The sequence below is a fragment of the Kribbella sp. VKM Ac-2571 genome (assembly GCF_004362255.1).
GTDB lineage: Bacteria > Actinomycetota > Actinomycetes > Propionibacteriales > Kribbellaceae > Kribbella > Kribbella pratensis.
On record NZ_SNWS01000004.1, the window covers coordinates 205263 to 223724 of the forward strand.

Consider the following 18462-nt stretch of genomic DNA (forward strand, 5'->3'; position numbering starts at 1 on the left):
CGGAAATCGGGGTTTCCCCCGAGCCGACCCTGAGCCCGGCGGGAACGCGTGTGAGGAGGCGGCCCGGGACAAGCCTGCTGGTGTCGGACCGGTCCGCATGTGACGATCGTTGTGATGAGTCAGCCAGCAGCCGCGCCGCCGGGCGGGTCCTCCGCGAACGGAGCCCCACCCGAGCCGCCGCCTGGGCAGAATCAGGATCAGTGGCGCTTCAAGGGCTGGGGACCGCAGGGCCCGGGGCAGTACCAAGGCCCGTACGCCGCCTACGCCGCGCGGATGGGCAACCAGCAGGCCGGCCCAGGTGGTCCGGCGTACTCGTCCACGCCGCCGCGGCAGGCCGCGGAGCCGACCCGTCGGGCGTACCGGCGTACCGAGGGGCGCGTCGTTGCCGGTGTGGCCGGCGGGATCGCGGATCACCTCGGCGTGTCGGACACCGTCGTCCGGCTGGTGCTGATCGCGGCCACGGTGTCCGGCGGCTTCGGCGTACTGATCTATGCGGCGCTGTGGTTCCTGATGCCGCTCGCGCCGGAAACCGTGCCGGATGCGCCTGGGCTGGCCGCGCACACACGCAAAGGGCTGCGTACCGACGAGCCGGCGCCGCCGGTCGCCGAGGCGAAGCAGCGGACGCGGGAGAAGAGTCGCGGGCAGCTGCCCGCGCTGGTGGCCATCGGCATCGGCCTGGTCCTGCTGCTGCAGGTCGCCGGGCTCGGCATCGCCGGGAAGCTGTTCTGGCCACTTGTGTTCGCCGCGACCGGTCTGGCGCTGATCTGGCGGCAGGCGGACGAGAGTCAGAAGGACAAGTGGACGCGCGACGTCCGGGTCCCGATCCTCGGCCTGGTGCTCGGCAAGGGCGGCTGGAAGTCGCTGATCCGGATCGCGGTCGGCCTGGTCCTGCTCGGCACCGCGGTCACCTTGTTCCTGGTACAGAACGGCCGGCTCTCGATGGTCGGCGACGTACTCATCGCGCTGCTGCTCGCCGTGGTCGGGATCGGGGTCATCGCCGGGCCCTGGGTGCACCGGCTGACCCGCGACCTGAACGCCGAGCGCGCGGAGCGGGTGCGTTCGCAGGAACGCGCCGACATGGCCGCGCACCTGCACGACTCGGTGCTGCAGACGCTGGCGCTGATCCAGAAGCAGGCCGAGGACCCGAAGGCGGTGGCCCGGCTGGCGCGCTCGCAGGAGCGCGAGCTGCGGTCCTGGCTGTACGACGAGGAGCACGACGCCGACCAGACGATCGTGGGCGCCGCGAAGCAGGCGGCCGCCGAGGTAGAGGACTCGCACGGCGTACCGATCGAGGTGGTCACGGTCGGCGACTGCGACCTGACCGAGCCGCTGGCGTCGATGGTCCGGGCCGCCCGGGAGTCGATGGTGAACGCGGCCAAGCACTCCGGCGCGGCGAAGATCGACGTGTTCGTCGAGGTGGACGGCGATCGGGTGGAGATGTTCGTCCGCGACCGGGGCAAGGGCTTCGCCGTGGACGAGGTCCCGGACGACCGCCTCGGCTTGCGGCACAGTGTGATGGGCAGAATGGAACGGCACGGCGGACGCGCGACGGTGCGGTCCGATCCCGAGACAGGCACCGAAGTGCGACTGGAGATGGACAGATGAGCAGCAGGCGCGTTGTCGTCATCGACGATCACGACATGTTCCGGGCCGGGGTACGCAGCGAGATCGGCACCGCGGTCGACATCGTCGGGGAGGGGGCCGACGTCGACAGCGCGGTCAAGGCGATCGTCGGCGCGGAGCCGGACGTCGTACTCCTCGACGTACACCTGCCGGGCGGCGGTGGCACCGAGGTCATGAAGCAGGTGCACCAGCGGCACCCGGACATCAAGTTCCTCGCGCTGTCGGTGTCCGACGCCGCCGAGGACGTGATCGGTGTGATCCGGGCCGGCGCCCGCGGGTACGTCACCAAGAACATCTCCGGCACCGAGCTCGTCGACGCGATCAACCGGGTCGCCGAGGGCGACGCGGTGTTCTCGCCGCGGCTGGCCGGCTTCGTACTGGACGCCTTCTCCGGCGCGATTGACATCGCCTCGGTGGACGAGGACCTGGACCGGCTGTCACAGCGGGAGCGTGAGGTACTGCGGTTGATCGCGCGGGGCTACGCCTACAAGGAGGTCGCCCGCGAACTCTTCATCTCCGTGAAGACGGTCGAGACCCACGTCTCCTCGGTCCTCCGCAAACTCCAACTCTCCAACCGCCACGAACTAACCCGCTGGGCCACCGACCGCCGCCTGGTGTAAAAGGCCCAACGCGGTGCTACGCACCGCTCCCACCCACCCCGCGCTTAGCACGCGTATTGCGCGCTACCGCGCGATTCCGGCTGCCGCCGGGGCGACCACACCGTGATGCCGCCTGCCCGTTCTACATGAGTCGGATCGGGAGTGGCTCCCACGCGCCACTCCGACACGCCCGAAGGCGGTATCTACTGTCAGCGTGAGAGCGATCCGTACCAAATCGTTGGCGATCTTCGCCGCCAACCTGCCAGCGTGCCGACATGGCTGAGGTTGTCGTACCGCTTACCGTTCGCGATCTGACCGAAGCCGACCTGCCCGTCTGCGGGTGGTACGGGACGGCGACGGATCTTGCGTACGTGGCCGAAGCGATCCAGCGTGCCGGCCGCGGCGAGGTCGATTACCTGGCGGTCTGTCCACCTTCGGGTCTGCCAGTTGCGGTCGGTGGGGTCGACTACACCAAACCGCCCGGCGCGGCGACGATCTGGCAACTGTCGGTTCAGGCGGAGCTGCGCTCATGCGGGATCGGCGCTGTCCTGATCGGGGCGTTGGAGCAGCGGGCTCGAGGCCGCGGACTCCGCTGGGTCGAGTTGGGCGTGGACGACAAGAGCTCGCGGCCGCGCGGCCTGTACGAGCGGTTGGGCTATGTGGTGAGCGGCAACGAGATCGCCTCGTGGAACCAGGAGGCTCCGGACGGATCCACGACCCGCTACGAAACCCGGATAACTCTGATGCGCAAGCAACTGACCTAGAAACCTGTGGTTCGCGAGGTCGGGTAGGCCCAACGCCGTTCAATCAAGGGCCTGGGCCGGCTGCCAATCCCTTGGTGGGAAAGAGATCGTCAGCATAAGCACATTTGTTTCCCAGCAGGCCGTCGCGGGAAACTGTTCCTGCATTGGCGGGTTGCCCCCTGGCGTGGTGGGTTGTTCCCTCGGATTTTCGGTGGGCAACGGTGCGGTTCGGGGGGCAACCTACCCCGCTTTCAGGGCGAGGCCGGTGCCGGAGGGGGCTAGGAGGGTTAGTTGGTTGTGGTCGATGGTGTAGGTGACTGCGGGCCCTAGGGTGGACAGGATTGTGGTCTGTAGTGCGGCGGATTCGGGTGTGCAGGCGTGGTCGGTCGTGGTGACGGCGCTGAAGCTCAGTTCTGTGTTGTTGCGGGTGAAGGTGCCGGAGAGTTCGTTGCCCCCGGTCCAGCCGGTCAGGCGGCCGCGGTCGAAGCTGATCCACGCCGGCTCGGCGCGGCCGTAGCCCTGGCGCAGATCGCCGTTGGTGATGGTGGCGACGACCTTCCACCTGATTCCGTCGAGGGGGAAGTCCGGTTCGGCGATCTTCCGGTCCAGCAAGGTGATCGTCGTACCGCCTGAGGCGAGGATGAGCTCGTCGTCGTTCAGCCGCCAGGAGGGTTTGCTCATCAGGAACGTCTTGAACCATTCCTCCTGTTCCCGAAGCGGCGATGGGCAGCCCACCTGGGTGCCGCCGAGTCCGGGGACCGACAGGCTCCCATGAGTCAGCAGTTCGCCGGCCCCGACGGCGGCGCCCAGGCTGTTGCACCCGACGTGCGCTCTCACGCTGTCCAACACCTGCGGCCCCTCTTCGTTCTTGTTCGGCTGTCGCGCGAACTGGAGCCGGATCCGCGTGTTCGGCAGCAGCTGTGTGGCTTCGCCGTCCTCAACCACCGCGGTCGACAGATAGGTCTTGCCCAGCGGCATTCTGATCGATCCGTCCAGTACGCCGATCGCGGATCTGAAGTCACGCAGTCGGTCCAGGAGTACGTCGGCCCCACCGGCCTCTTGGTCCTGGACCCCCGATCGATGCAGGGACATCCGACCGTCCGGCTCTACCCGGACGATCGTGCTGGCTCCGTAGGCGGCAGCCGGCGTACGTCGGTCGTCGGCGTCGATGATCACGGTGCCGGGCGGAAACTGCGCACGGGCTTCGCCTGCTGAAGTGGCCGGTGCTTCGCCGGTCCGATTGGCGCTGCTTCCGTACAGGAAGGGAAAGCTCGGCCACAGGAACGGCAGCTCACCCCAGGCGCCGTCGAAGAACAGCACCCAGCCGTCCTTGATGGCCGGCGTCAGCCACTCGGGCATCGTCGGGTCCGGCCGGATCGGCGCCAGGACGGAGATTCGCTCGGCGAGTGCGAAGTCGACCGCGGCGAGGGTGTCGGTCCCCAGGTCGAGGCACCGGAACAGCTGATCGTGCGCGGCCTCCAGGTGGACCGAGATCCCGACCGGCTGGTCGACGGGACGGCCTTTCAGGACATTCACCGCACGCGCGTCGCGGGCCACCACGCCGTACGTCATCGGACTGGGCCTGGTCACGACGACAGCCCCACCGCCACGCAGTACGTCGATCGCATGCAGCTGCGCCCGCTCGAACTCGGGCAGATCCATGATCGACATTCCCCAAGTATCAGCCGGTTGACGGCCGCATGGGAGGGTTACCGGCCGGACGACGTGTAGGGGAGAAGGGCCATTTCGCGGGCGTTCTTGATGGCTCGGGCCACCTGTTTCTGTTGCTGGACGGACAGGCCGGTGACGCGGCGGGAGCGGATCTTGCCGCGGTCGGAGATGAACTTGCGCAGCAGTGCGGTGTCCTTGTAGTCGATGAAGGTGATGCCGTCGCGGTCCAGTGGGTTCTGCTTCGGCTTGCGCGTGCCGGTCGGTGCCGGGCGTCGGGCCATGACGGCCTCCTTTGTTGAATGTCGTTTTCAACTAGCGTAGCGCAGGGTGTCCGCGGTGGCGCGTTTCGGCCAGGGCATCGATTCGCCACTCCGTTCCTTCGGTCCGGGCTTGGCGGCTGTTATACCGTCGACTCTTATGGAGCGGAATCTCACAGCCGATCAGCTCGCGCTCTTCGAGAAGGAGTTCGCGTCGAACCCGCAGTACCGGGTGATGCAGAACGCCGTCACGCAGACGCCGGTCAACAGCATTGCCCTGGATCGCCAGGTCGTCACGTCGATGGACCACTCGGTGTCCCATCTGCTCGACGACTGGAAGGTCACCAATCAGAAGAAGAGCGGTCGGTGCTGGCTGTTCGCCGGGCTGAACCTGCTCCGCGTCGGCGCGGCCGAGAAGCTCGGGGTCAAGGACTTCGAGTTCTCCCAGAACTATTTGCTGTTCTGGGACAAGTTCGAGCGTTCGAACTTCTTCCTCGAGGCGATCATCGAGACCTCCGAGCGGGACGCCGACGACCGGACCGTCGCGCACCTGCTGTCGGACCCGATCGGTGACGGCGGCCAGTGGAACATGTTCGTCGCGCTGGTCCGCAAGCACGGCCTGGTGCCGAAGTCGGCGATGCCGGAGACCGAGAGCTCGTCCGCGACCGCGCAGCTCAACGACGCCCTCCGCAAGCTGCTCCGCCAGGGTGCGCGCGACCTGCGGGCACTCGACACCGACGACGCCCGCCGCGACCGCAAGCGCGAGATCCTGACCACCGTGCACCGGGTGCTGAGCATCCACCTCGGTACGCCGCCGCAGAAGTTCCTGTGGCAGTGGAAGGACAGCGACAAGGGCTTCCACCGTGACGGCTGGACCACGCCGACCGAGTTCGCGGCGGCGTACGTGCAGTTGCCCGTCGACGAGTACGTCTGTCTCGTGCACGACCCGCGGGAGACCAGCCCGGTGGGCCGGACCTTCACCGTCGACTTCCTCGGCAACGTCATCGACGCCCCGCCGGTGGTGTACCTGAACGTCGAGATCGACCTGATGAAGCAGCTCACCCAGGACGCGATCGTCGGCGGCGAGCCGGTCTGGTTCGGTTGCGACGTCGGCAAGCAGATGAACGCCGACCTCGGCTTCTGGGACGCCAAACTGTACGACTACGGCGCCGTGTACGACACCGAGTTCACGCTGGACAAGGCCGAGCGGCTGGTGCACCACGAGACGCTGATGACGCACGCGATGCTGTTCACCGGCGTCGACGTGGTGGACGGCAAGCCGCGCCGCTGGCGGGTCGAGAACAGCTGGGGTGACGAGAAGGCCGACAGCGGCTTCTGGACCATGAACGACTCGTGGTTCGGCGAGCACGTCTTCGAGGTCGCCGTACGCCGGTCCGCGCTGCCGGCCGACCTGCAGGCCCGCCTGGACGAGGCCCCGATCGTCCTCCCCGCCTGGGACCCGATGGGCGCCCTAGCCGATCAGGCTTAATGCTTCGGCAGGCCTCTCGAGGGTCGGCAGGTGGCCGGCCCACGGGAGGTGGATGCGCTCCGGGTTCGGTAGGCGCTCCGCCAGGTAGTCCGCGCTGTCGGTGAAGAACTTGAAGTCGTGCGCGCCGGTGATCAATCGCACCGGCGCGCCGATCTTCTCGGGCTCGACGGCGTACTCCTCGTTGACGAGGTCGTCCCCGGCGGCGAGCTGCAGCTCGTACGCGCGCTTCTGCATCGCGCGGAGCAGTTCGCGGGCTTCGTCGTCGGCGTCCGGACCGATCCAGCGCCGTACGGTGAGGTCGGTCGCGCCGTCGACATCGCCGGCCTCGAGCAGCTTGTTCTCCTCGCCCCACAACGCTCGGAGCTCGTCGTCCGGCTCCACGTTGTCGGTCGGCGCACAGATCAGTACGAGACGGTCGAACCGCTCGGGCGCCCGGCTCGCGGCCTGCTGTACGACGTACCCGCCGTACGACGCGCCGACCGCCGTCACCGCACTGGAGCCGACCGCGTCGAGTACCGCGAGTACGTCGCCCGCGTCGGAGTACTTGGCGCCCGCCTCCACCGGCGTCTCGCCGTACCCGCGCAGGTCGAGCGTGATCACTCGATGGCTCGACTTCAGCTCTTCCACCTGCCGGGCCCACATCCGGGCATCGGCCACGCCCGCGTGCACGAGCAGCAGATCCGGGCCGTCCCCGGTCACGTCATAAGAAATCGTCATGGCTGCACCATCCAGGTCGCACCTGCCCGCAGGCAAACTGATATAGGTTCTGTCTGGTGGTCCATCGCCTACTGCGGGGCACTCGGCACGGCACCTCGCCGCACGGGTGCAAAGGCCACGATGCTCCGCATCGAGACCTTCGCCCCCGCACGCCGAGCCACCGCACCGAGCACCTCCTCGCTACGGCGCTGGACCACCAGACAGAACCTACAGGCGGACGACAGTGAACGACTCGGCGTAGTGGTTCGGCGGGAAGCCGGCTTCGACGGCGACAGCGGCGAAGGCGGCGGTGATCCCCGTGCGAAGGCCGTCGGGGTCCCGGTGCTGGCTGGTGTGCGACAGCAGCGCGGCCAGCTTCTGGTCGAAGGTGTCGGTGACGTCGACGTAGTGGTTGATCTCCGGGTGGTCCATCATCCAGAGCTCGCCGACGTCCCACGCCTCCTCGGCCAGGTCGGAGTACGCGTAGGGGTTGCCGGCCGCCGGGTAGAACGCCCGGACGGCAGCCTCCGCCGCGGCCAGATGGTCTGGGTGTGACACCTCGAGCCGCGACCAGACGCGCTCCGGCGACTGAGTGAGCAGGCGCTGCGGCCGAACAGTCCGGATCACTCGGCTGATGTCGCGGACCAACGCGGGTGTCGGCTCGACCGATCCGTCGACGTACCCGAGGAAATGCAGGTTCTCGACGCCGACGTGCTGTGCGGCCGTGGTCTGCTCAGCCCGCCGTACGGCGGGAATCTCGGCACGGTCCCGATCCGGCTCGAAGCCGCCGGCCTGCCCGTCGGTGACGATGCAGTAGTGCACCTCGATTCCGGCCTTGGTCCACAGTGCGACCGTGCCGGCGCCGCCGAAGTCGATGTCGTCGGGGTGCGCCATCACGACCAGCGCCCGCTCGATCTCGCTGTCCGGTCGTGGATTCGCCTCAGGAACAGTCACCAACAGACAGTAACTGTTTGCCCGGGCGGGCACAGTGGACTCATGGAGTTCGGTGGGGTCTGCGACCCCCAGGACGCCGGTTTCGACCCGGACCGTCTCGCGGAGGCGATCGGGCTGATCGAGGCACGTGGCGGGGTCGCGCAGTTGTGCGTCGTCCGGGACGGCGTGACGGTGGTCGACCGCTCCTTCGGGTGTTCACCGAACGCGTTGTTCTGGCTCTTCTCCGCAAGCAAGCCGTACGTCGCGATCGTGGTCCATCAACTCGTCGAATCCGGGCGGCTGCATCTCGACGACGCGGTCGCTGCGTACTGGCCGGAGTTCGCGCGCAACGGCAAACGCGAGATCACCGTCCGCGAGGTCCTGCGGCACCGGTCCGGCCTGTCGAACGCGGGCTCGTACGTCGGCGAGCTCCGCGCGATGACCGACTGGGACCGCGCGCTGCGCCGGATCGAGGAGGCCAGGCCGCGCTGGCCGATCGGGACCGTCGCGTACAGCCCGCTCGCGTTCGGATTCATCCTCGCCGAGGTCGTGCGGCGCTGCAGCGGGACGCCGTACGACGAGCTGGTACGTCGTAACGTCCTCGAGCCGCTGGGTGTCGAGGACACGTACCTCGGTCTGCCCGACGAGCTCTGGGGCCGGCACGTGCCGATCCGTGCGTCCGGTCCGCTCGGGCCGTTCATCCAGTCCGTCGTGAACCGCCGCAGTACGCGCGAGGCCGTCGTACCGGCTGCCGGGATGTCGACGACCGCGCTGGATCTGACGGTCTTCTATCAGGCGTTGCTGGACGGCCGTCTACTCCGGCCGGAGACGCTCGCGGTCGCGCTCGAGCCGACGAGCGAGGGCGAGTACGACCCGGTGGCGCGGGCGCCGGTCCGGTGGTCCCAGGGCTTCCAGCTCGGCGGACCGCGGTGGATGGAGGGTGCCGTGTCGTCGATGGGCTCCCTGAGCGGCAAACGGACGTTCGGCCACAACGGCAGCAACTGTTGTATCGGCTGGGCCGACCCGGATCGCAGGATCGCGTACGCGTACCTGACCAACCGGGTCGGCCGCCCGCAGCCCGACCTCCTCCACCACGCCGCCGTCGCCGACAAGGTGCTCGAGGCCGCCGACTAGACGGGCTTAGGTGAGCACCGGAACCGGGGTCCGCGCGCTGATCACGTGGTCGACGATGCCGTACTCCTTGGCGCCGGCCGCGGTCAGCACGTGGTCGCGATCGGTGTCCTGCCGCAGCCGCTCGATCGTCTGGCCGGTGTGCCGGGCCAGAATCTCCTCGACCTGACCGCGGACCCGCACCACCTCGTCCGCCTGCAGGATCAGGTCGGGGATCGTGCCCTGACCACGGCCTGCCGGTTGGTGCAGGACGACGCGCGCGTGTGGCAGGAGCGCCCGACGCCCCGCCGTACCGGCCGCCAGCAGCACCGCACCGGCGGAGATCGCCTGCCCGACGCCGTACGTCGCGACCGGCGACTGGATGTACTGCATCGTGTCGTAGATCGCGAGCATCGCGGACATGTCGCCGCCCTCGCAATTGATGTAGAGGTTGATCTCCGCCTCGGGATTGTCCGTCTCCAGGTGCAGCAGCTGCGCGATGATCGCGTTCGCGACGCCGGAGTCGATGCCCGTGCCGAGGTAGATGACGCGCTCGGTCAGCAGATGCGAGTAGACGTCCATGATCCGCTCACCACGCGGGTGCTGGGCGATCACGTTCGGAATCGTGTAGCTGCTCATGCTGCGGCCCTCCTGGGCATGACCTGGTCGAAGGACTCGACGATGTGGTCGATGAAGCCGTACTCGCGGGCCTGCTCGGCGGTGTACCAGTGGTCGTGCCGCGAGTCCTCGTGCACGACGTCGAACGGCTGCCCGGTGTCCTCGGCGATCAGCCCGAGTACGGTGTCGCGGATGTGCCGCAGGTCGTTGGCCTGGATCTCGATCTCGACCGCGGACCCGCCGATACCGGCCGAGCCCTGGTGCATCAGGACGCGGGCGTGCCGCAACGCGTAGCGCTTCCCTGGCGTACCGGCCGACAGCAGGAACTGCCCCGCGCTGCAGGCCAGCCCGATCGCCAGCGTCGACACGTCGCACGGCACCATCCGCATCACGTCCCGGATCGCCAGCATCGACGGCACCGAGCCGCCGGGCGAGTGGATCCAGAACGCGATGTCGGCGTCCGGGTCCTCGGCCGCCAGGGTCATGATCTGGGCGGCCAGGAGGGTGCCGAGGTCGTCGTCGAGGACTCTGTCCAGAACGACGATCCGTTGCCCGAGCAGCCGCTGCCGGGCCGTCTCGTTGAACAGCGGCGGTTTCATGTCTTCTGCCATGTCATCCACACTGACCGGGCGAGCGGCGCCGTCCCAGCTTTTCTGCTGACGGCAAGTCTGCTCACAGCAAAGCTGATGATGTGGCAATCTCCTGCGGGTGAATTCGAGCTACCTGGTGGCAGACGACCTGTCCGAGCAGGAGCGCAGGCTCCTGGAACTGACGGCCACCCCGGCCGCGACGCTGCTCGGCGCGGTGTCGATGATCTTGCGTACGACGTTGTTCAGCGAGGATCCGGCCGGCTGGGTCGACATGTGGCAGGCGCGCCCCGACCTCGCCCGCATCGAGTGGATGGACGGCCCCGAACTGGCCGACGTCGTCGCCCATCTCGCCGCGAAGGACTACGAGGGCACCATCGAAGGCGTCCCCGGCCTACGCATCACGTCGTACGACGACCACAACGCCAAGATGCACTGGCTCGGCGCCACCACCCCGGTGGTCCTGCACCTGACCCGCCAGCAGTCCTAGAGAACGCCGGCCAGCAACTCGTCGAAGCCGGCCGGGAACGTGTGCCCGAGCCCCGGCAGCCGCTCGATCCTGCACCCGAACCGGGTGAGCTGTTCGGCCCCACCGTCCACGACCTCGAGGAGCTCGTCGTCGGTCCCGATCCAGATCGTTGCCGGCGACAACTTCCCGTCCGCGGAGGCCGGAAGCTCCCGCAACGCCGGCGCCAACGCGAGCACCCCGGCAACGGCCGCCGGCCGACCCGTGAGCGCCCAGTCGAGAGCCACCCGCCCACCCGCCGAGAACCCGGCCGCAATCACCGGCAAGCCGCCGACCTCGGCGGGCAACTCGTCCAGCGCACGGGCAATGTCCGCGCGTGCCTGCTCGGGATCCGGCCACGTCCGGTACATCGGCGACATCCGCCGCGACGACTGCACGCAAACCAGCGCGTAGCCGAGCTCCAGCACCCCACCCCAGTCCGCTCGCGCGTGCGCCGCCGTCTGCCCGGCGCCGTGCAACGCAACCACCACCCCCACCGGCCGATCGGGCACGTCGACCAGCGCCGGAACCGGATCGTCGGCAACCCGAGCCCCCGACACAGCGACCAACTCCTCGAACTCGGACCGTCCGCGCAACCCGGCGAGGTCGTCGTCCCCCATCAGGATCTCCGGCGCCCACCACGCACCCGTCGCACTCGCCTCCCGCAACGCCCGCAGCGCTCCATCGGCGTCTCCGCCCGCGCCGAGCAGGCAGGCCTTCAAATGGGCGAGTTCGGCCGACCACACCTCCAGCCCGTCGCTCTCCGCCTCGAGCAGGTCCGCGGCCGCGCGGTAGCGGTGGTCGTTGTAGAGGACCTCGATCCGGTCCACCAGGTCGTCGTATCGCAGCTCCGAGGCGTCCATGGGGGTGATCCTCGCAGTCCAGGACGCGCAGTTCGAACCCGTTTTCGGAAAGTGTCTGGGGGACCGCCTAAGGTGTTGGGTGATGACCACTTTGTTCTCGCCTGATGAGCTTCCGGTGCCGCTGGAGGAGTCGAAGACGTCTCGGGCCGACCCGGATGCGCTGCTCGAGGGGTTGAACCCGCAGCAGCGCGCTGCCGTGGTGCATGCCGGCAAGCCGTTGCTGGTGGTGGCCGGTGCCGGGTCGGGCAAGACGCGGGTGCTGACCCGCCGGATCGCCTACCTGCTGGCGGCCCGCGACGCGCACCCCGGCTCGATCCTGGCGATCACGTTCACCAACAAGGCCGCCGCGGAGATGCGCGAGCGGGTGGTGGACCTGGTCGGCCCGCGGGCGAAGCTGATGTGGGTCTCGACGTTCCACTCGTCCTGTGTGCGGATCCTCCGCCGCGACATCAAGCGGTTCGGGATCAACTCGACGTTCTCGATCTACGACGACACCGACTCGCGCCGGCTGATGACGCTGGTCTGCCGCGAGCTCGACCTGGACGTCAAGCGGTACAACCCGCGCGCCGTGCTGAACTGGATCAGCACCCAGAAGAACGAGCTGATCGACCACGAGACCTCGGCCGCGAAGGCGGAGAACCACCTCGAGCAGACCTACGCCGAGTGCTACCGGATCTACCAGGAGCGCCTCGCCCAGGCGAACGCCCTCGACTTCGACGACCTGCTGATGACCACGGTCAACCTGCTGCAGGCCTTCCCCGAGGTCCGTGAGTACTACCGGCGCCGGTTCCGTCATGTGCTCGTCGACGAGTACCAGGACACGAACCACGCGCAGTACACGCTGATCCGCGAGCTCTGCGGCGAGGACGAGCCCAACTACAACGGCCCGACGGCGCCGCCGGCCGAGCTGATGGTGGTGGGCGACTCCGACCAGTCGATCTACGCGTTCCGCGGGGCGACGATCCGCAACATCCTCGCGTTCGAGGAGGACTTCACCGGCGCCGAGACGATCCTGCTCGAGCAGAACTACCGCTCCACCCAGACGATCCTGACCGCGGCCAACGCGGTGATCAGCCGGAACGAGGGCCGCAAGGCGAAGAACCTCTGGTCCGACCAGGGCCAGGGCGAGCAGATCGCGGTGTACGTCGCGGACAACGAGCACGACGAGGCGCAGTTCGTCGCCGACGAGATCGACCGGCTCACCGACGCCGACGGAGTGAAGCCGTCCGACGTCGCGGTGTTCTACCGGACCAACGCGCAGTCCCGGGTGTTCGAGGAAGTCTTCATCCGGACCGGCCATCCGTACAAGGTGGTCGGCGGCGTCCGGTTCTACGAGCGCAAGGAGGTCCGCGACGCGCTCGCGTACCTGCGGGTCCTGGTGAATCCCGAGGACACCGTCTCGCTGCGCCGGATCATGAACGAGCCGAAGCGCGGGATCGGCGACCGGGCCGAGGCCGCGATCGAGGCGCTCGCCCAGCGTGACCGGATCTCGTTCGCGCAGGCGATGCGCCGGGCCGAGGACGCGCCGGCGATGGCGTCGCGCTCGGTGAACGCGGTCCAGGCGTTCGTCGACATCCTCGACGAGTTGACCGCGATGGTCGACTCGGGCGCTCCGCCGGACGACATCCTCGACGTCGCCCTGCACCGCTCCGGGTACTACGAGACCCTGCAGAAGTCCCCGGACCCGCAGGACGAGACCCGCCTGGAGAACCTGGACGAGTTCATCTCGGTGGCGCGCGAGTTCGTCGAGGAGCGGACCGCCGCCGGCGAGGCCGCCGACCTGCAGGCGTTCCTGGAGCGGGTCGCGCTGGTCGCCGACGCCGACCAGATCCCGGACGCGGCCGACGACGGCGGCGTGGTCACGCTGATGACTTTGCACACCGCGAAGGGCCTGGAGTTCCCGGTGGTGTTCCTGACCGGCATGGAGGACGGCGTCTTCCCGCACTCCCGGTCGCTGACCGACCTGAAGGAGCTCGAGGAAGAGCGCCGGCTCGCGTACGTCGGCATCACGCGGGCGCGGCAACGACTGGCGATCTCCCGGGCCGCAGTGCGTTCGGCGTACGGCGCTCCGCAGCACAACCCGCCGTCGCGCTTCCTGGAGGAGATCCCGGCCGAGCTGCTCGACTGGCGTCGCGACGAGTCCGCGATCACCCGCTGGTCCGGCACCGGGACGACCCGCGGCAGCGGGATCCCGAGCCGGTACGAGCCGGCCCGCAGAACGGCGTCCGACAAGCCCGTGATCAGCCTGAACCCGGGCGACCGGGTGGTGCACGACAGCTTCGGGATGGGCACCGTCGTGGTGGTCCGCGGCGAGGGTCAGCAGGCCCAGGCCGACATAGATTTCGGCTCCGAAGGTGTGAAGCGACTCCTCCTGCGCTACGCGCCTGTTGAAAAGATCTGAAGAAGGTGAAAGGGGCGTACGCGCCGGTGGAGAAGGCTTGAGTCTGCCTGCTGGCGGGCGGGTGATCTATGCGGTGAAGGAGCCCGACTCTCCCGGCGGTGGGATCCGGGTCCAGGCCCACCACGTCGAGCTGCTGCGAGCTGCGGGGATCGACGCCGCCCTGTGGTTCCGTACGCCGGGATACCGGCTGCCGTGGTTCGAGACGACAGCGCCGATCCTCGGGAACGACCAGCTCGAGCTGGACGCCGACGATCTGCTCGTCGTACCGGAGCTGTACCTGCTGCCGGGGGTGGACCCCGCGCCCGGTGTGCGGAAGGTGATCTTCAACCAGAACCACTTCCTGACGTTCTGGTCGTGGCGCGACACCGCCGGGTACCCGGGCTGGGACCCGGCGCCGGAGGTCTGGGCCGTGTCGCAGGAGAGCCACGACGTGCTCGGCCGGCTGCACCCCGAGCTCCCGGTCCGCCTGGTGCCCAATCCGATCGACACGGAGCTGTTCAAGCCCGGACCGGCACGCGCCCGCCAGATCGCCTGGATGCCGCGGCGTCGTCCGCTCGAGGCGTCGGTGCTGGAACGGCTGCTCCGGAACGACCCGCGAGCCGACGGAGTGCAGCTGGCCGTGCTCGCGGAGCTCAGCGAGAGCCAGGTGGTCGAGGCGCTCGGCCGGACGTCCGTGTTCGTCGCACTGGGGATTTCCGAAGGCTTCGGCCTGCCGGTCGCGGAGGCGCTCGCCGCCGGTTGCCTGGTCGTCGGGTATCCCGCCGGTGGCGGCGAGGAGCTGTTCGAGGCGCCGGGCACCTGGCGGATCGACGACGCGCGGCCGCATCTGCTCGCGGATCAGGCGCTGGAGCTGGTCGACGTGCCGGCGGAGGATCCCGTTCGCGGTGCGGCGCGGGACTGGATCACGCAGCGTTACTCCCCGGCGGTGACCGCCGAGGCCCTGCTGGCGGCAGTCGCTTCGGCGCGGGCCTTGCCGGGCCGCGCAGGCGTCGCAACCCACCCGATCGTGTGGCCCGACGACCCGGTCGCCGCCGCCGAGCGGGCCCATCCGTGGCGGCCGTGAGCAGATCCAGCTGAAGCTTTGTGGGGGTATGCGTTGCATCTGACCCGGAGATTGAGACAATCAAGGATCTTCGGCCCCTCCCGGAAGCGCATCCGCTCATGTCCAAGTCGTCGGCCAGTCACCGCCGGATCATCCTGGCGGGAGCGAATCCTGGCCTCCGGCTGTTCGACGAGCACGGCAAGGTGACGGCGTACGCGTCGATCTGGATGGTCGACTGGTCGATCCGCGGCTCCGGTACGGCGGTGGTGCTGTGGTTCGACGGGATCGTCCGCGTGGTGTCCGAGGACGTCGATCTCGCCTCCTGGCTGGAGCAGTACTTCGTCCGGTCGTTCCTCGAGGTCCAGGGCCTGCCGTGGCACGAGCCGGCCGTCGAACGGGACCTGGTCCAGGTCTCGATGAACCTGGCCGACGGCTTGAGCGCGAAGGCCGCGGACATCCAGATCGAGATGAGCGGCGTCCTGGACCGGCGGTTGTTCGCGACCGACAACTTCCAGCTTGCCGACGGCAACCACAGCCTCAGCCTGGTGATCGCCCCGGTCCGCACCGCGACGGTCTCGATCGGCGGCGCCTCGGTGCCCGGTTTCGTTCAGGTCGACGGCTCACCGGACAAGCCCGGCTCGTCCGCGTTCCTCACGACCGCCGAGGTCTGGCAGCGTTAACGCCGGTTGAACCAGTTCTCCATCCGCTCGACGACCCGCTGATCGCCGCCGAGCACGCGCTGCAGCCTGAACAGGTACGCCGCGATCCCGGCAGCGCCCTGCATCCAGCCGACGCCCGGCCGTAGCAGCGGATCCTCGTTGCGGTGCTCGACGAACCGCCAGTAGCCCTCCGGATAGGCGTGGTCGAGCAGCGTGTCGCCCATCCGTACGGCGAACTCCAGGTCCTGGTCCTCGCCGTCGCGGTGCCACGCGTCGAGGAACGCGTCGCCGACCCCCGCCGTACCGCAGCAGCGGCCGTCGTTGTCCCAGAACCCCGGATGGAGCCGCTCGGGGATGCCGGAGTACCGGACGCTGTCCAAACACCGGCGACGCCAGGTCTGCGGCGTCTCACCGGCGATCTGCGGTACGTCGGCGTACTCGAGCGCACTGAACGTCGACGCGGTCCCGGCACCGCCGTGGCACCAGTTGAACGTGTACTCGTCGCCGTGCCGCTCCGCCCACGGAATCACCCGCGGCACCCGAAAGCCTTTGTCGTCGTTGATCCCGAGCGTCACCAGGTGCTCGGCCCCGCGCCGCGCCACGTCGACGAGCTCAGGCCGCCCGAGTTCCACGCCGGCCACCGCGAGCACCGCCGCGATGCCCGCGAGACCGTGCGAGAAGTTCGGCATCTCGGTCGGCTCGTCGGTGCGGAACCGGCGGGACACGAACTGCCAGTTGACCCCGGCCGGTGTCTTCTCCTGTTCGCCGAGCAGCAGGTCCGCGGCCTGGTTGGCGAGCGCCGAGGCGTCGTCACCGCTCCGGGTCGCCCACAATGCGCCGAGCAGGATCGCGCCGGTTCCGAGGGTGACGTCGTTGGCGACCGCGCCCGGCGCGTACCTCGGCTGGGCGAGGAAGCTCTCGGGCCAGCCGTCCTCGGTCGCCCACGCCTGAAGACGTTCCAGCGCGGCGCTCGTGCCCGGCTGGTCGAGGGCGGTGAGCGCTCCGATCGAGCTGACCAGTCCCCCGAAGAAGGTGGTGGTCGTCGTCGTCGGGATCGTCCTCCGGAGGCGGTCCGCGATCGCGGCGGCCAGGTCCTGCTCGGCAGCCGTCCACTGCCGGGTCAGGCGGATCTCGGCGAGCGCGTGGGCGAGCCCGGCGATGCCGTTGTGCAGCCCGTCGCGCTCCTCCTCGATCGGCTGCTCGTCGCCGGCGAACTCGGGGATCCACGGGCCGTCGTCGTCCCACCGGACCTGGTCCATGACCCAGCCCCAGGCCGTTTCGCCGATCTCGCCGTACGTCATGGCTTGGCGTTCCGGAGCCGGATGCCGCTCCACTCGAGGGTGCTCGCGGTGACCGCGGCCCAGAAGTCGTGCAGCCGCTGCAGGACCCGCAACTGGATCCCGGCCTCCTCGTGCAGCGCGAACAGATCACGGACCCGCTCCGGCGTATCCAGAGGTCGTACGTCGGTGGTCGCGACAACGGCGGCGTCGTGCTCGACGAAGGCGTCGGCGGGGAGGCGGTAGGCGTACAGCTCGACGGAGCGCATCGCGTCCAGCCAGCCGTACTCGACGGCGTGGACGCGGGAGCCGGAGCCGGCGCCGATGATCCGGTCGCGGTCCTCAGGAGTGGTGTTCGGTCCGATCCAGGCCATCGCTCGTGGGCACTGGCGCGGGAACCAGTAGTCCGGCGCGCGGTCGTGGCCGACGGCCCAGACGTACGCCGTGGCCTGCCGCGCCGTCTTCGCGACGTGCGGCCGGAAGATCTCGATGGTCGGATCCTCGGAGAAGTGCAGAACCTCGCCAGCAGCCGGACGCATGCGCCGCAGCTTAGTCAGAGGTGGTGTCGCGGTGCGCGGGAATTACGGGTTCAGACCGCAGTGGTCGCGCAGCCACGGCATCGGGTTGATCGGCTCGCCGCCGCCCGGCCGGACCTCGAAGTGCAGGTGCGGGCCGGTGGTGTTACCGGTCATCCCGACCGCGCCGACCTGGTCACCGGCGTACACGGTCTCGCCGACCGACACGCTGAACTTCGACATGTGGTTGTACCAGGTGACGGTGCCGTCCTCGTGCCGGACCTGGACCTGACGGCCGTACGGGCCGGCCCAGTCGGCGAAGATCACGACGCCCTTCATCACGGCGCCGATCCGGGTGCCCATCGGGGCGGCGAAGTCGGTGCCGGTGTGGTTGCGGGCCCAGCGGCTGCCGCCCTGCCCGAACGTCGCGGTGATGTGATAGCCGGAGATCATCATCTCGCAGCGGGTCGCGGACTCGCGGAGCTTCTGCTCGGCGGCCTCGGTCTTGGCCTTCGCGGCGGCCAGCGCACTCGCGCGCTTCGCGGTGAGGGCCTGGGTGGCGTTCAGCTTCGCGGCGCGGGCCTGGGCCAGCTTCGCGGCGGCGGACTGCTTCTTCGTCGTGTCGGCCAGCTGGACCCGGGAGGAGTCACGGGTGGCGAGCTGGCGCGCCTGGATACGTGCCGTGGTGATACCGGACAGCTGCTGCCCACTGTCCAGGCTGAGCGCGGCGAGGTTCACCGCGGAGTTCGCCTGGGTCGGTGACGCCAGCGAGCTGTGGCTGAAGCCGACAGCTCCGGCTGCTGCGGCGAGCGCCGCGGTCAAACCGACGATCTGGGAGCTGGTGGGGGTGTTACGCCTGGCGACGCGATGCTTG

General features: G+C 69.0%; 19 protein-coding genes. 9 read left to right on the forward strand and 10 right to left on the reverse strand.

Annotation, left to right across the window (positions count from 1 at the left end; translation table 11 throughout):
• The first annotated feature begins 114 nt into the window (after positions 1-114).
• The 3 genes from EV651_RS11400 to EV651_RS11410 all read left to right on the forward strand — a co-directional run bounded on the left by EV651_RS11400 (position 115) and on the right by EV651_RS11410 (position 2986).
• Positions 115-1605 (forward strand): PspC domain-containing protein, encoded by a 1491-nt coding sequence (locus EV651_RS11400; protein WP_133784948.1) that lies wholly within the window; start codon positions 115-117, stop codon positions 1603-1605.
• The gene (locus EV651_RS11405) at positions 1602-2243 is read left to right on the forward strand and encodes a response regulator transcription factor (RefSeq protein ID WP_131344606.1); all 642 of its coding nucleotides are present in this window, start codon (positions 1602-1604) and stop codon (positions 2241-2243) included. Before EV651_RS11400 ends, EV651_RS11405 begins: the two co-directional genes overlap by 4 nt.
• 254 nt (positions 2244-2497) lie before the next feature.
• Complete coding sequence (locus tag EV651_RS11410) at positions 2498-2986, forward strand: N-acetyltransferase (RefSeq protein WP_133784950.1); 489 nt, start codon at positions 2498-2500, stop codon at positions 2984-2986.
• Positions 2987-3205: 219 nt separating this feature from the next.
• Here the strand turns inward: EV651_RS11410 and EV651_RS11415 are convergent, their stop codons facing one another.
• Together EV651_RS11415 and rpsR are read right to left on the reverse strand one after the other, a co-directional pair.
• Positions 3206-4636: an META domain-containing protein gene (locus EV651_RS11415; RefSeq protein ID WP_133784953.1), complete on the reverse strand. Its 1431-nt coding sequence runs from the start codon at positions 4634-4636 to the stop codon at positions 3206-3208.
• 38 nt (positions 4637-4674) lie between these two features.
• Positions 4675-4917, reverse strand: coding sequence for a 30S ribosomal protein S18 (gene rpsR, locus EV651_RS11420; RefSeq protein WP_133784955.1), 243 nt, complete (start codon positions 4915-4917; stop codon positions 4675-4677).
• Positions 4918-5053: 136 nt separating this feature from the next.
• Between rpsR and EV651_RS11425 the strand changes: the two genes are divergently transcribed.
• Complete coding sequence (locus EV651_RS11425) at positions 5054-6382, forward strand: aminopeptidase C (RefSeq protein ID WP_133784957.1); 1329 nt, start codon at positions 5054-5056, stop codon at positions 6380-6382.
• Here the strand turns inward: EV651_RS11425 and EV651_RS11430 are convergent.
• The gene (locus tag EV651_RS11430; RefSeq protein WP_133784959.1) at positions 6365-7099 is read right to left on the reverse strand and encodes an alpha/beta fold hydrolase; all 735 of its coding nucleotides are present in this window, start codon (positions 7097-7099) and stop codon (positions 6365-6367) included. The genes EV651_RS11425 and EV651_RS11430 overlap by 18 nt on opposite strands.
• Before the next feature lie 207 nt (positions 7100-7306).
• On the reverse strand, positions 7307-8032 hold the full coding sequence (locus tag EV651_RS11435) for a PIG-L deacetylase family protein (protein WP_238156813.1): 726 nt from the start codon (positions 8030-8032) through the stop codon (positions 7307-7309).
• Positions 8033-8074: 42 nt separating this feature from the next.
• Here EV651_RS11435 and EV651_RS11440 point away from each other — a divergent pair, with 42 nt between their 5' ends.
• On the forward strand, positions 8075-9145 hold the full coding sequence (locus tag EV651_RS11440; RefSeq protein ID WP_133784961.1) for a serine hydrolase: 1071 nt from the start codon (positions 8075-8077) through the stop codon (positions 9143-9145).
• A 6-nt stretch (positions 9146-9151) separates the two neighbouring features.
• Here the strand turns inward: EV651_RS11440 and EV651_RS11445 are convergent, their stop codons facing one another.
• The gene (locus EV651_RS11445; protein ID WP_133784964.1) at positions 9152-9760 is read right to left on the reverse strand and encodes a ClpP family protease; all 609 of its coding nucleotides are present in this window, start codon (positions 9758-9760) and stop codon (positions 9152-9154) included.
• The gene (locus tag EV651_RS11450) at positions 9757-10350 is read right to left on the reverse strand and encodes a ClpP family protease (RefSeq protein ID WP_133784966.1); all 594 of its coding nucleotides are present in this window, start codon (positions 10348-10350) and stop codon (positions 9757-9759) included. Before EV651_RS11450 ends, EV651_RS11445 begins: the two co-directional genes overlap by 4 nt.
• Before the next feature lie 97 nt (positions 10351-10447).
• On the opposite strand from EV651_RS11450, the gene EV651_RS11455 reads away from it, so the two are divergent.
• Positions 10448-10816 (forward strand): hypothetical protein, encoded by a 369-nt coding sequence (locus EV651_RS11455; RefSeq protein WP_133784967.1) that lies wholly within the window; start codon positions 10448-10450, stop codon positions 10814-10816.
• Here the strand turns inward: EV651_RS11455 and EV651_RS11460 are convergent.
• Positions 10813-11694, reverse strand: a complete 882-nt coding sequence (locus EV651_RS11460; RefSeq protein WP_133784969.1) for a phospholipase — start codon at positions 11692-11694, stop codon at positions 10813-10815. The genes EV651_RS11455 and EV651_RS11460 overlap by 4 nt on opposite strands.
• Positions 11695-11776: 82 nt before the next feature.
• Between EV651_RS11460 and pcrA the strand changes: the two genes are divergently transcribed.
• The 3 genes from pcrA to EV651_RS11475 all read left to right on the forward strand — a co-directional run bounded on the left by pcrA (position 11777) and on the right by EV651_RS11475 (position 15817).
• Entirely contained in the window at positions 11777-14095 is a 2319-nt protein-coding gene (gene pcrA, locus EV651_RS11465; RefSeq protein WP_133784972.1) for a DNA helicase PcrA, read from the forward strand.
• A 37-nt stretch (positions 14096-14132) separates the two neighbouring features.
• Complete coding sequence (locus EV651_RS11470) at positions 14133-15158, forward strand: glycosyltransferase (RefSeq protein WP_133784974.1); 1026 nt, start codon at positions 14133-14135, stop codon at positions 15156-15158.
• A 98-nt stretch (positions 15159-15256) separates the two neighbouring features.
• The gene (locus tag EV651_RS11475; RefSeq protein ID WP_133784976.1) at positions 15257-15817 is read left to right on the forward strand and encodes a hypothetical protein; all 561 of its coding nucleotides are present in this window, start codon (positions 15257-15259) and stop codon (positions 15815-15817) included.
• On the opposite strand, the gene EV651_RS11480 is transcribed toward EV651_RS11475, so the two are convergent.
• Genes EV651_RS11480 through EV651_RS11490 form a run of 3 tightly spaced genes read right to left on the reverse strand, consistent with a single transcriptional unit; the run spans position 15814 to position 18410 of the window.
• Positions 15814-17130, reverse strand: coding sequence for a lanthionine synthetase LanC family protein (locus EV651_RS11480; RefSeq protein ID WP_202870282.1), 1317 nt, complete (start codon positions 17128-17130; stop codon positions 15814-15816). The two genes, EV651_RS11475 and EV651_RS11480, sit on opposite strands and share 4 nt — an antisense overlap.
• The gene (locus tag EV651_RS11485; protein WP_133784978.1) at positions 17094-17612 is read right to left on the reverse strand and encodes a DUF6886 family protein; all 519 of its coding nucleotides are present in this window, start codon (positions 17610-17612) and stop codon (positions 17094-17096) included. Before EV651_RS11485 ends, EV651_RS11480 begins: the two co-directional genes overlap by 37 nt.
• Before the next feature lie 42 nt (positions 17613-17654).
• Positions 17655-18410: a M23 family metallopeptidase gene (locus EV651_RS11490; RefSeq protein WP_133784980.1), complete on the reverse strand. Its 756-nt coding sequence runs from the start codon at positions 18408-18410 to the stop codon at positions 17655-17657.
• Positions 18411-18462 lie beyond the last annotated feature (52 nt).